A 13,052-nucleotide genomic window follows, 5' to 3' on the forward strand; every position below is an offset into this window, starting at 1 on the left:
CCTGGTCGCGGCGTAACCGAGCAGGGAATCCACTTAAGAAACGACAAGAAACTGCTCAAACAAACCGAACCACCTCTAACTTCTTGATTGCGACAGGATAATAATCCGATTCAGCCTTTCGGTGTGTATCGCGCGCCGGAATGCGCTAAGCTGCCTGCTCGGGTTTGATGAATAACCCTATAGCGCATGTCGCGTTGGATCGCATTCTTACGCGCATCAGAACGCGTTGTGCTCCGCAAACGCTGCCTCGGATGCGTCTTCGAATAGGCATTTCCGATTAAGCGCGACACACGATTGGGTAATTTGGGGAAAGAAACGGCGTTTTGGACGGCGGCAGGCAAGTTAAGGCGACAGCCTCTTCAGGTATCAAGGAGAGGCCGACCGCGGCGCTGGAGGACATTCCTTCTGCGGGAGCGCCAGCCGGAAACCGTGCCTGCTGGTCACAGTGCCAGTGTTTCTGCCGGGATGAAATCCGATGACGCTTCCGAATGGCTCGGTGCGCGCAAACTAAGCGTCGTGGCACAACAACCACTTCGGGCGAGGCAGTTGCTTGCACTGCGGCACCAAAACGCAATCAACATCGTTCAAAGGGGACGCAAAATGCTTGAAGGCGTCTCTGTTCGAGTCATAAGGTCGGGGTGGAGGATCATATGGGAAATCCACGTTTATGAGAACCGATCTGCAGGAAGCGCGTGAAGATTTGGCCGCCGCGCTGCGCTATGCCGACAAACTGGGTCTGAGTGAAGGCATCTGCAACCATTTCTCCTTCGCCATCTCGGACGATGGGCAGGAGTTTCTGGTGAACCCGCAGGGCTTTCACTGGTCGGAGCTGAAAGCCTCGGACATCGTGCTCTGCCATCGCGATGGCCGGGTGCTGGACGGCGAGCACACGGTAGAGCCGACGGCGTACTTCATCCATGCGCCGATCCACGCAGGACGACCAGCCGCCAAAGCTGTGCTCCATACTCACATGCCATACGCAACTTCCTTGACCATCGTCGAGGATGGCCGGTTGGAGATGGTTGAGCAGGGTGCGCTGCGTTTTCACGACCGCATTGCCTACGACGATGGTTATGGCGGACTGGCGCTGGATCATCAGGAAGGCGATCGGATCGCTGATGCGATGGCTGATAAGCCAATCGCGTTTCTCGGCCATCACGGCGTTGTCGTGACGGCACCGACTATGGCCAAGGCGTTTGACGATCTCTATTACCTGGAACGCGCCGCGCAGGTGCAGACACTGGCCAGGATGCACGGCAAGCCGTTCAGGGAGATCCCACGGCAGGTGGTGGAGCAGACCGCGCGCCAGATCCTTGAAGAAAGCGATATGACCCAGGTTCAGGCGCATTTCGATGCGATCAAACGAATGCTGGATCGCGATGACCCCGGCTGGCGCGACTGATCGGAACGAATACCTATAATCAATCAATCGCTATGGGGCATTCTCAACGCTCCTTGGTATTAATCGATCTCGCCAAATCTAGTTTGGTACGATCCCCTCAGCGCAACACGCGGAGTACCACAGAGCAGCAGAGGAGTTCGCTTTCCACTGCTGAAGCCCGTCTATGCCACTGTCGAAAGACTCTTCGTCCAGAAGTTCTCCGTTCAATATCGCGTCTTTAGTGCCCGCAAGAGCGGCAATCAAATTGTCGGCGACAGCCTGAAATACTTCATTTCCTGCACAGCCACCAAAGAACACGCAACTGTTACGAATAGAGGTCAGCCCAGCACCTCGAAGTAACGAGACGAGGCGGCGCCCAACGTAGGGGTCACTGCCAAGCCTGTCGTAGGAACGAACGTAAGCCTGCCAAAGGGCCTGGAAACCTTGGGGTTCGGGCCATGGGCGAAAGTTACCATGATCATCGTCAGTGACAAAAACCCGTCCGCCGGGACGAACCGACCGGACCATCTGTGCAATGACCAATGATGGACGGGGAACATGCTCCAGAAGAAAGCGGGCATGCGCAACGTCGAACGTTCCTAATTCCGGCTCACTCAACGGGAGCTCGAGCGCATCACCTTTGCGAAACTCCACAAGCTCCGACTCCCCTGAACTATCGGCGAGTCTTTTCGCTTGCAACATCTGATCCCGATCCCGCTCAATTCCGACGACCTGCCTCTCGCTGCCCACTGTCCGTGCAATAAGACGCGTAAACTGACCAAGCCCGCTGCCAACGTCCAAGACGTTCTCTCCCGGCTGGAGATTAAGTTCTTTCAAGCAAGATTCATTCAAAATGTCATTAAGTAAGGATAACCGGTGTTGTTCCTCCGGTGAACTGCCATGAATGTACTCAGACGACTCTGACATATCATCATTCATAAGTTACTTTCTCCGGCATAATTGATTGATGGCGAACTGCCTAATTTGGATAACGGATAATTTGATCATGTATATCCGCGGCACCCCCGCTCATTCAGATGAGGGCAAGCCGCATCATGCACCTTCTCGAAGCTCGCGCTTAACACTATTAGAAATAGTGTTGAGAGATATGGATTAAATTCAGGATAGCGGGCCTTGGTCGAATGCGTTGCGGAAGATCGGTAAAATGGGCCCCGAGTAGTAATTCGCTGCGACGACCATGAACGTCCGCTTCCGTGCCCGCAGGATCCGGTACTCTGTAGGCAGTCGTTTTGGAAACCCGAATTCGCCCGCGTCAGTTCCGATTGCATCGGGTCTAAAGTGGCTCGCTGCCTGCTTTATGTTCCTGCCGGCGCTTTGTCCTTTTCCAAAGCCGCGCTATGCACGCGCCAATCAAGGCAAGACCGATGGCGAAAGCGATCAAGTCCCCTGCGCCGACAGTGAGTTTGATTATCGGGTCGGCTATGTGGTGCATCATCTGTCCGCTATCCCGCTCATCGCCCGAACAGGTTTAAACCGGGTTGCGTTGCATGTGGGAGTTTCTTTGTTATTCGGACCGGGTAGGGGGCAATGGCTCGGCGTCGACTAATGTTCAGGCGCGTCATCCGGGGCGCGGCCGGGCCAGAAGCGGACACCTGGGCGTGCGCGGCCGCCGCCCAGCGCTGCGACGGTGCCGTCGGCACGCCAGCAGGCGGCACCCTCCATCGTCCCGTCGGGTGAGACTGAAATCGCATTCATCCCGCCGCCCACGTGCGGCATCACGCGCACGTCGTGGCCGCGCGCGCGCAGGGCCTCGGCCTGCGGCTTCAGCGCCGCCTCGATTTCCAAGTCGTGGCCTTCAGTCCAGATACGCGGCGCTTCGATGGCCTGTTGCAGCGTCATGCCATGGTCGATCAGATTGACGATGGCCTGGAACGCCGAGGGAAAGATCCGCAAACCTCCCGGCAGGCCAAGCGCCCAGCGAAGACGGTCGTCCTGCAGAATCATCATGGGGGCCATCGAGGTCGGGACCCGTTTGCCCGGCGCAACCGACAGCGCGCGGCCGGGGTGCGGGTCGAAGTTCATCATGTAGTTGTTCGGGATGATCCCGGTGCCTGGAACCATGAAGCGTGCGCCGAAAATTCCGTTGATCGTATGCGTGGCCGAGACAACGTTGCCGTCGGCATCCGCGACCGTGACATGTGTGGTGTCGGAGCTTTCGGGGGCACTTGCTGCTGCGGTCGGGCCCGCCACGCCCCGGAGACCCGCCACATCCCGGAGATCCGCCACATCCCGAAGACGCGCCTGGCAGTCGGTGGCATAGGCCTTGGAAATCAGGCGTTCGACCGGAATGTCGATGAAATCCGGATCGCCGCTTGCTGCACGCCGGTCCTCGAAGCCAACGCGCAGAACCTCGGCCATCAGATGCAGGGCGGCCTCGCTGCCGAAACCCAGAGCCGCGACGTCGTAGGGTTCCAGAAGATTGAGCATCTGCGCAATATGTACGCCCGAGGAGGCGGGAGGCGGGGGGCCGACGACCGTGAATCCTCGATAGCTGCCACGGATCACGGAGCGTTCCCGCGGGCTGTAGCCTGCCAGATCTGTCTGCGTCACCCAGCCGGCGTCCGGACCGCCGGTTGCTATGCGCTCTGCCAGTGCGACTCCCAGAGCACCGCCGTGAAGCGCAGCGGCACCTTCGCGGGCGATGAGCCGCAGTGACTGGGCGAAGTCGCTTTGCACCAGGCGGCTTCCAGCGGGGCAGGGGGATCCGCCAGCCAGGAACAGGTCGGCGATCACCTTGTCCTGTACGAGATCCTCTGCTGCTTCGGTAATGGCGCCTTCCAGGTAGGGGGTCACGACAAAGCCCCGTTCGGCCAGGCGGACGGCGGGGTCAATCACGTCGGCAAACGGCAGCTTGCCCCAGCGGCTGTGCATTTCGCACCAGGCGGCCAGATTGCCCGGCACGGCCACTGCCGACGGCCCAAGTGCAGAACGCCGGTCCCTCGTTTCCATGTGATTGGGGGGCTCGTCCGAAACGGGTTCGTAAATGTCCGTCGAGGTGCCGGCTGCGGCGTGGGCCAGGCCGTCGATCACGCTGTGGCTGCCGTCCGACAGACGTACATGGGCCAGCCCGCCGCCCGCGATCCCCACCATCATCGGTTCGACGACGCACAGCGCCAGAAGGGCGCCGACTGCGGCATCGATCCCGTTGCCGCCCGCCGCAAGAATTTCGTAGCCGGCGGCGGTTCCCAAGGGGTGGTTCGTGACCACCATTCCGCCCTGTCCCCGTGCCGGGGTCTTTTCGCAAGTGAATGGAAGCCGTCGCATGCGTGTGTCTCTTTCCGCGGATTGCTTAACCCGGCTGTTTGCCTATTCCGGATGTTTATCTATTCCGGTTGCTTATCTATTTCGACTGCCCGAAGTCGGACAGCGAGGCGACAACCCGGGGCATCGAACTCAGATGCTCCTGCGTCAGCGACAGCGCCTTCGCTTCGTCGTAGGCAGCCAGCGCCTCGGCAATGGAGCGGTGCGAGGTGCCTTCCCGCACCCTGGGAACCCCCAATTGAAAGGACAGCATGGCGACCCGGGTCAGGTTTGCCCTGAGATTCTCGAACACCTGGCACAGCACGGCATTGCCCGCGGCAGCCACGACCGTTTCGTGAAATCGGTGATTGAGATCCGCGAAAGCCAGGTGGTCGCCGTCGGCAATTTCCTCATGCTCATCGCAAAGATCGAAGAGCAGCTGTGGAATCGGCTGCTTATCCCGGCAGATCCTGCGTATCGCATGGCTTTCGACCATCAGACGGACATCGTAGAGGTCGAAAAGTTCGTTGGTGGAAATCGGTTTGACCATCGCACCGCGGCGCGGGTGCAGCACCAGAAACCCCTCGGCTGCCAAGCGGCTCAGCGCCTCGCGAACCGGTGTGCGGGAAACGCCGGTTGCCTTCGTCGCCGAGGCTTCCTCGATGAATTCTCCTGGCGGAAAGTCCCCACGCAGAATTCCCGCGCGCAGCCCATCGTACGCCCGCTGCCGTGCCGATTTGACCGCGTCCTTGCCGCCACCGATTGCATGCGCGGGGGCCGGACTGTCGGAAATTGTTGCCGTTCGGTTCATTGATCGTCTCGCTATGGCGTCGGTAAACGGGCAACGATTCTGCTGGACAAACAGACCGTCCTTCTCTTGTATACTTGGTGTGCACGCAATAACAAGAACAAGATTCAACAGGGGGTGCGCAAAAGTCGCTGCGGCGGAAATGCTTGGGTAGACCCCACCCCACCGCACTGTCATCGGCGCATCCACCTGTGCCGCAACATGACAAATCATGGCTGGCCGGGCGCATTGCTAACAACCGGAGGAAATTAAGATGAACCGACTGATTAGAGTGTTCCTCGCCACCGCGATGGTCGTAGGCGTGAGCGGCATGGCGGAGGCTGAAACAACATGGCGTATGGCCACCAAGATGCCTGTGGACAGTCCCGAGGGGAAAGTTTTTCAGCGCTTCGCGGACCTGACCAAGGAGTACACCGGCGGTGAGTTAACGATTCAGGTGTTTCCGAACGAGCAGCTTGGCAAGGAAGACGCCGTGCTCGAACAAATGCAGACCGGGATCGTCAACATCTATGCCGAGGGTTTCGGCTACATGCGGAAATGGGCACCCGAGCTCTCCTGGATCTCGCCCGCCTTCGTTTTCGACGACTACGATCACTGGGTGCGCTTCATGGATTCCGAGCTGGTGAAAAGCTGGTTCGCCAAGGCCACCGCCGAATCCGGCGTGGGGCCTCTGGGCAACCCCACCGCCGTTCTGCGCGGACCGTTCCGGGTGATCGTGTCGAACAAGCCCATCGAAACGATCGACGACGTCGCTGCGCTGAAGTTGCGGATGCACCCCAACAAGCTGGCCATCGCAACCTGGAGCCATCTGGGCGCCGAGGTCATCACTCTGCCATGGACCGAGGTCTACCAGTCGATCCAGAAGGACATCGTGCAGTCGGTGAATTCGCCCATCGCGCTGGTCGAATCGATGCGTTTCAACGAGGTTGCGCCGCATATCTCGCGTCACAACGAATATTGGCAGTCCATCGGTTTTATGATGAATATCGCCGCCTACGATGCGCTGGATGACAAGACGCGGGACGGCCTGCTGCGCGCGTATGATGAGGCGGGCGCCCTGTCGCGCGAAATCATGGGTGAAGTCGCGGACAAGAGCATCAAGAATATGGTCGCTAACGGCGCGACCTACATGGAGCTCGACACTAAACCCTTCGTCGTAAAAATGCAGAGCTTCTACGAAAAGATGGACGAGACGGGCGAATTGCCTGACGGCTTCCTTGAAGCCGTTGAGGCGGCGCGCGCCAAATGATCGCATTCCGCGACCACCAGCCGAAGGGCGCCCTGCAGGGCGCCCTTCTTGCGGCGGATCGTCTGACCTGGGGGCTGGGTGGTGTGTTCCAGTTGATCTGCAACATCTGCCTTCTCGTCATGTTGGGCCTGACCACGGTCACAATCATCGGCCGCCCTCTGGGGTTTTCGGCCTACTGGATATGGCCTTGGACGATGGTGTTTTTCGTATGGCTGTCCTTCTTCGGCTTCTTCGCGATCTTCGTCCGTCTCAAGGACGTGCGGATCGACTTTATCGCCAATCACATGGGCCGTTACGGCTTTCCGGTCACACGGCTGGTTTCGGACCTTTCTGCTCTGGCGATCTGCGGTGTGCTGATGCAGCAGATGCCCATGGTCATGGCCACTTCGCGCGGTTTCGTCGACGGTGCGATCCTGCCGGGCGGCGAAGAACTGTTCCGCCAGGCGTTGTCCGTACCGCTGTTCGTCTCGGCCGCGCTGATCATCGTTTCAGCGCTCGTAGATCTGGGCAAGATGATCGTCGGGCTCCCTGAAAACCTCACAGAACATCACCCCGAGACCTGAGCCATGGCTTACATCCTCTTCGGCAGTTTTATGGTGCTGATTCTGCTGAGAGTGCCGATCTCCATCGCTATCGGCGTCGCCGCGCTGGTCACCTTCCTGACGTCCGAATTTTCGACCTTTCTGCAGGTGATCCCGCAGCAGATGCTTGAAGGGGTGAACAAGGCCTCGCTGACCGCCGTGCCGTTTTTCATCATGGCCGGCAACCTGATGAACGTCACCGGCGTGACAGAGCGGATCTTTAATTTCGCCAATGCGCTGGTGGGGCATCTGCGCGCCGGGCTTGCGCAGGTCAACATTCTCAGCTCGATGATCTTCGCGGGTATCTCGGGCGCGGCCGTGGCCGATTGTGCGGGTCTCGGCGCTATCGAGATCAAGGCCATGCGCGAACGTGGCTACAGGTCCGATTTTGCAGCTGCGATCACCGTCGCCTCATCGGTCGTCGGTCCGCTGATCCCGCCGTCGATCGGCCTCGTGCTCTATGCTTTCCTGGCGCAACAATCCATCGAACGGATGTTTCTCGCCGGTCTTATTCCCGGCATCATCGTCGGCCTGGCGCTGATGATCTACGTCCGTATCGTTGCGCAGTTCCGCGACTTCCCGACCCAGCCGCGTGCCTCGAGGCGTGAAGTCGCCGGTACCGCCAAGCACGGTTTCCTCGCCCTGCTGGCGCCGGCGATCATCCTCGGTTCGATCATGTTCGGGTTCGTCACCGCGACCGAAGCCGGTGTGCTGGCCTGTCTTTATTGCATAGGCCTGGGTGTCTGGTACCGCGAACTGACGCTCAAGAAGTTCCTTCAGGCCTTGACCGACAGTGCCATGATGACTGCGGTCATTATGATTATCATCGCCTTTTCCATCGCGATGGGCTGGCTTCTGGCCATCGATCAAACTCCGCAGAAAATGGCCGAGGCGACCTTTGCCCTGACCGAAAACAAGAATGTCTTTCTTGCGTTGCTGTTGGTGTTCATCATCATCGTGGGCTGCGTTGTGGAAGGCGTTCCGGCCAAGCTCATCCTCGTGCCGACCCTTCTTCCGGTTATCGACGCCTATGGCATCGACCGGGTGCATTTTGGAATCATCATGCAGTTGGGCCTGCTGATCGGCATCGCGACGCCACCGATGGGCATCGGTCTTTACATTGTATCCGAGGTCGGACGCGTCCGCTTCGAGAAGGTGACGATGGCCGTGCTGCCCATGCTTGTGCCCCTGATTACCGTGCTGGTGCTGCTGACCTACGTACCTCAAACCGCTACTTTCCTCCCCGATCTCCTTCTTGGATCCGACTAACAGGACTGTCATGAGCAATCTCGTTTATAAGCTGAACCCGATGCCCGCGCTGCTGCCGCAGGACAAGCTTGACCGTCTGGCGAAGCTGGAAACGGCGACCATTGGACATTTCTATCACTACGGATTCGCTGCCGGCGCGATCAGACCTGTGCTGCCGGGCAAGGTTGTGGCCGCAACGGTAGCGACGCTGGCAATCCCGGGGCCGGACAGCACGCTGTTACATCACTGCCTGAGCCAGGTGGGCCCCGGCTACTTCCTGGCGGTCGACCGTCTCGGCGACACAAAGTATGCCTGCTGGGGCGGCGGAGTGACGCGTATGGCTTCGCTGGTGGGACTCGCAGGCGGTTGCGTTGACGGTCCGCATACCGACACCGCAGAGGTCGCCGAACAGGACTTCGCCATGTGGTCGCGCGGCGCCTCGCCCGTGACAACGCGGTTATATGACACTGGCGGCGGGTTCAATGTGCCCGTATCGATCGGCGGCGCCGCTGTTCTGCCCGGCTACGCCGTTCTGGCCGACGATTCCGGTGTGCTCTTCATCGCGCCGGAGGATCTGGACGAAGTGCTGGAGGCCGGCGAGGAGAAGACAGAGAAGGGTCGGATCGGTGAGGCGAAGATTGCCGCGGGCACCCACCTGGGCGAGGTATCGGGCGCCAGTGCCATGGTCCGTGCCCGAACCGCCGACTGACCCGGATAGCAAAAAAGGATCGCCCCGTGACAGTCGCCATTTATCTTCCCTCGCAGGACAACACCGACTGGTGGGTTAAGCTGATGCAGGGCCTGTTGCCCGGTTGGGACATCGTTTCGATGGATGCGGTTACCGACCCGGCCGCCGTTCACTATGCCGTGGTCTGGCGGCCACGCACCGGCGATATCGCGCGGTTTTCCAACCTGAAGGCGATTGTCTCTGTCGGCGCAGGGATCGACCATGTACTGGCCGATGCCGAGTTGCCGCTGGGTGTGCCGATCATCCGGACCGTGGGGCAGGACCTGACCCAGCGGATGCTGGAGTACGTGACACTGCACGTCCTGCGCCACCACCGGGACATGCCCCGACAGCTTCAGGCGCAGGCAGAGCGGGATTGGCATTCCATCGTCGTTCCGGTGGCACCAAACCGGGTCGTTGGTGTGATGGGGCTGGGCAACCTCGGCGCCGCTGCGGCGCGCATCCTGTCGCAGGTCGGCTTCGCAACGCGAGGATGGTCCAAGTCTCCCAAGGCGATCGAGGGCGTCGATACCTTCGCCGGCGAAGAAGGGCTGGCGCAGTTCTTGGACGGATGTGGGATTCTCGTGAACCTGTTGCCGCTGACATCGGCGACCAAAGGAATTCTGAACGCCGATCTGTTTTCGAAATTGCCGGCCGGAGCTTGCGTGATCAATTGCGCGCGGGGCGGACATCTGGTGGATGACGATCTGCTGGAGGCTCTGGACAGCGGGCATCTCAAGCAGGCGACGCTGGATGTGTTCCACCAGGAACCTTTGCCGTCCGCGCATCCATTCTGGACCCATCCGGCGATTACCGTGACCCCCCATATTGCCTCGCGGATCGATGCTGAGACAGGGGGGCGCCTGATCGCTGAGAATCTCAAAATCTTTAGGGCGACGGGGACCTGCCCGGACGTTGCGGATGCCGTGCGCGGCTACTAGAAGGAATCCGGCTTTTCCTTCGCCGTGCCCAGAGCGGACAGAATGCGATTCGGGCGATGGGTGCTGCCGGGCCTGAAGGCTCTGGACCCTACAAGCTTTCCGGACTCGCGGGACTGCTGATGAGGCGCAAAAGACGACCGGGGTCATGCGCTTACAAGGCCCGGCAGGCCTGATGAGGTGGCGTTTGTCTCAGCGCTAACCTCTGTACGGGGACGGGTTTGGTTTTTGTGTTGAACGCCCCCGCATTTTATAGCCCCGCCACGCCAGCAGCTTGCGGCTTAAGAAATTTTACCTGACACAGACAAATTTGGGGCGCGTCGGATTGGATAACCCATGATCATGCTGAAGGAGCGGCTGAGCGAAGACGCCGAAGAAAATCCGCAGCGTAATGCGATTTGTTCAATACTCATTTTAGTCTCCTGCGCGAGGTAGCGGGCATGTTGCAGGCGGAACATTCTGTAGTACTTTCCAGGCGTGATTCCCAGCTCACGCGCGAATAAGCGATTGAGCGTGCGTTCCGAGGCCGAGACACGCTTGGCCAGCTCAAAGGTCGAGAGTGGCGCCTCAACGTTCCTGGCAATTTCGTCAAGTGCAGAGAGAAGTACCGGAGACCCCTTGTCACGCAGACGTTTCGCCCCACGATGCAATTCGTTTTGACGTTCAGGGTCGTAAACAAACATTGTTGAGGCCTCAAAAGCCGCCGCTGGCCCATAGAGGTCGCGGATCAGTTCCAGCATCAAGTCGAGCACCGTGCTGGCGCCGCCGCATGTCAAAAATAAACCAGAACGGACAAAGCGGGCGGTAGAAACTCTCACCTTGGGAAAGACTTCACTAAACTCATCGACCTCTTGCCAATGGATCGTGGCGACTTGCCCGTCAAGCAGGCCGGCTTCTGCAAGCAGCCATGACGCGGTATCCAGTGCCAGAATCATTTCCGCCCTGCGGGCCGCCTTGCGAAGCTTTGCAAGAACAGCCGGGGTGGCCCACTTGCGCATATGGTAGCCGGTCACAAGCACCAGTCTCCGGCCTTTGCGGGCCGGGTCGAAGACGCAATCCGGTGCGATCTGCAACCCGCTGGAGCTTTTGACAGGGGCACCATTCAGTGTCGACACCACCCAATCCGGCCCAGTGCCGACGGAACGTAGTTTGACGTCTCTTAACGGCTCCATGGCGTTGGCGAGCACCATATTGGAGAAGCCGTCGAACAGTAGAAACTCGAAATATGACTGAGGATGTGACGACATTTGTATCGAATATGGCAGAAACAGTGAATGCTTCAATCTGAATTTGTGTCTTAATTGAATCGTTGCCCGCACCCTACGCAACCCGGTAGCTCAATAGGGACAACCCCATACCGCTAAAAGACCGCTCTTGCAGCCGGACCTGTCCGCGCGTCAAAATACGTTATTGTATTCATTTCAGGTTCACGCAGTGACCGTAACCGAGCTGAGCAGATTTGAGACGCTTGGGTGCGAGCCTGCGGTTTGCAGAGCAGAAAAGGCAATGTCACCTGTGCCGCCAACAACAAGAATGCCGCGGCATGAACGCAACGATGAAGAAGGCCGCGAACGCGGGGGATGGCGTGATAAGCCGTTGATCATGCTACGCTGGAGCGGTGCGCGATAAATTAACAGGACCAAAAAGGCGGAATGCCTGTCAAGGGAGGACCTTTTTAATGAGTCATAATCGAACCAAAATTTCCAGTTGGCGCCCCGCCATATTGTCAGCTCTCTTGTTGACGATACCGATCGGTCTTGCCCATGCGCAGGAAGCACAAGACACCGATACAACAGTCAAACCAGACAAACCGGAGATAACTTTCACTTCCTGGACGGGGCCTTACATGCGCAGCCAAATGCTTGGTTTTGTCCGCCCATATGAAGAAGCGAACGGAACCCGTGTTCATGTAGAACACTATAATGGCGGCATTACTGAATTACGCGATCAGGTCGAAAGTGCGAATGTCGTCTGGGACGTGGTGGACCTGACGCAGGCCGATTCACTACGCGCCTGCGAAGAAGGCCTGCTGGAAGATCTTTCCGACATCGATCTGCCCAATGGTGCCGATGGGACGCCATTCCGCGAAGATTTCGTGGAAGGCGCGTTGAACGATTGCGGTGTGGGCGTCATTGTCTGGGGAACTGCCTTTGCCTATAGCAAAACGGTTTTCGGCGATAGTCCACCCAAAACCATTTCCGATTTTTTCGATACGGAGACCTATCCGGGTCCCAGGGCAATCCGCAACGATCCGACCGTGATATTGGAATGGGCGTTGATGGCCGACGGTGTGGCACGCGAAGATGTCTATGCGACTCTGGAGACTGATGAGGGGGTCGAGCGTGCTCTGGCAAAGATGAATGCCATTAAACCCGGTCTGCAAATCTGGGAATCGGGACGCCAGCCAGTGCGCCTGCTGAATGCTGGCGAGGTTGTGATGTCGTCAATCTGGGCCACAACCGGCGCAACCGCTGCGCAGGAAGAAGGTGCGGATTTTGCCGTCAATATGGATGGCCGGGTAATCGAATTGGATTTATTCGGTATCCCCAAAGGCAGCCGCTACAAAGATGAGGCGATTGAGTTCATTCGCTTCGCCAGCAGCACTGAATCGCTGGCCAACATGGTTGCCAACTTGCCCAACGGGCCCACGCGCAATTCCTCATTGACGCTTTTGTCAGATGACGTTCTGAACCAGATTCCGAATGGTCCGGCGTACGAGAACAACGCGCATATTCTGTCGGATGCCGGGTGGTGGGCCGTCAATCACGGACGTCTCGAAGAAACGTTCAAGGCCTGGCTTGCAGTTTCCGCAAGACAAGGCGCTGCCGGGTCAACCCGGTAGGATGGACCAACAGGATC

12 protein-coding genes are annotated in these 13,052 nt (G+C 58.8%); 8 read left to right on the forward strand and 4 right to left on the reverse strand.

Annotated elements, in window-relative coordinates:
• Positions 1-667: 667 nt before the first annotated feature.
• Positions 668-1,402: an aldolase gene (locus QMZ18_RS21775; RefSeq protein WP_282608465.1), complete on the forward strand. Its 735-nt coding sequence runs from the start codon at positions 668-670 to the stop codon at positions 1,400-1,402.
• Between the two features lie 78 nt (positions 1,403-1,480).
• Here QMZ18_RS21775 and QMZ18_RS21780 read toward each other — a convergent pair whose 3' ends face one another.
• The gene (locus QMZ18_RS21780; protein ID WP_282608466.1) at positions 1,481-2,320 is read right to left on the reverse strand and encodes a methyltransferase domain-containing protein; all 840 of its coding nucleotides are present in this window, start codon (positions 2,318-2,320) and stop codon (positions 1,481-1,483) included.
• A 379-nt stretch (positions 2,321-2,699) separates the two neighbouring features.
• Between QMZ18_RS21780 and QMZ18_RS21785 the strand changes: the two genes are divergently transcribed.
• Positions 2,700-2,948 carry a hypothetical protein gene (locus QMZ18_RS21785; RefSeq protein WP_282608467.1) on the forward strand — a complete coding sequence of 83 codons (249 nt, stop codon included), beginning with the start codon at positions 2,700-2,702 and terminating at the stop codon, positions 2,946-2,948.
• On the opposite strand, the gene ggt is transcribed toward QMZ18_RS21785, so the two are convergent.
• A complete protein-coding gene (ggt, locus tag QMZ18_RS21790; RefSeq protein ID WP_282608468.1) occupies positions 2,945-4,666 on the reverse strand; it encodes a gamma-glutamyltransferase in 1,722 nt (573 codons plus the stop codon). The two genes, QMZ18_RS21785 and ggt, sit on opposite strands and share 4 nt — an antisense overlap.
• A 76-nt stretch (positions 4,667-4,742) precedes the next feature.
• Positions 4,743-5,453 carry a GntR family transcriptional regulator gene (locus QMZ18_RS21795; protein ID WP_282608469.1) on the reverse strand — a complete coding sequence of 237 codons (711 nt, stop codon included), beginning with the start codon at positions 5,451-5,453 and terminating at the stop codon, positions 4,743-4,745.
• Positions 5,454-5,703: 250 nt separating this feature from the next.
• Here QMZ18_RS21795 and QMZ18_RS21800 point away from each other — a divergent pair, with 250 nt between their 5' ends.
• The 5 genes from QMZ18_RS21800 to QMZ18_RS21820 are packed head-to-tail and all read left to right on the forward strand — an operon-like array spanning position 5,704 to position 10,196.
• Entirely contained in the window at positions 5,704-6,699 is a 996-nt protein-coding gene (locus tag QMZ18_RS21800; protein WP_282608470.1) for a TRAP transporter substrate-binding protein, read from the forward strand.
• Positions 6,696-7,262 (forward strand): TRAP transporter small permease, encoded by a 567-nt coding sequence (locus QMZ18_RS21805; protein WP_282608471.1) that lies wholly within the window; start codon positions 6,696-6,698, stop codon positions 7,260-7,262. Before QMZ18_RS21800 ends, QMZ18_RS21805 begins: the two co-directional genes overlap by 4 nt.
• Before the next feature lie 3 nt (positions 7,263-7,265).
• Positions 7,266-8,549, forward strand: coding sequence for a TRAP transporter large permease (locus QMZ18_RS21810; RefSeq protein WP_282608472.1), 1,284 nt, complete (start codon positions 7,266-7,268; stop codon positions 8,547-8,549).
• A 10-nt stretch (positions 8,550-8,559) separates the two neighbouring features.
• The gene (locus tag QMZ18_RS21815) at positions 8,560-9,237 is read left to right on the forward strand and encodes an RraA family protein (protein WP_282608473.1); all 678 of its coding nucleotides are present in this window, start codon (positions 8,560-8,562) and stop codon (positions 9,235-9,237) included.
• Positions 9,238-9,263: 26 nt separating this feature from the next.
• Positions 9,264-10,196 carry a glyoxylate/hydroxypyruvate reductase A gene (locus QMZ18_RS21820; protein ID WP_282608474.1) on the forward strand — a complete coding sequence of 311 codons (933 nt, stop codon included), beginning with the start codon at positions 9,264-9,266 and terminating at the stop codon, positions 10,194-10,196.
• A 278-nt stretch (positions 10,197-10,474) separates the two neighbouring features.
• Here QMZ18_RS21820 and QMZ18_RS21825 read toward each other — a convergent pair whose 3' ends face one another.
• A complete protein-coding gene (locus QMZ18_RS21825) occupies positions 10,475-11,440 on the reverse strand; it encodes a GlxA family transcriptional regulator (protein WP_282608475.1) in 966 nt (321 codons plus the stop codon).
• 431 nt (positions 11,441-11,871) lie between these two features.
• Here QMZ18_RS21825 and QMZ18_RS21830 point away from each other — a divergent pair, with 431 nt between their 5' ends.
• Positions 11,872-13,035: an extracellular solute-binding protein gene (locus QMZ18_RS21830; protein WP_282608476.1), complete on the forward strand. Its 1,164-nt coding sequence runs from the start codon at positions 11,872-11,874 to the stop codon at positions 13,033-13,035.
• Positions 13,036-13,052: the final 17 nt, after the last annotated feature.

The organism is Pelagibius sp. Alg239-R121, from assembly GCF_947331435.1.
Taxonomy (GTDB): Bacteria; Pseudomonadota; Alphaproteobacteria; order Kiloniellales; family Kiloniellaceae; genus Denitrobaculum.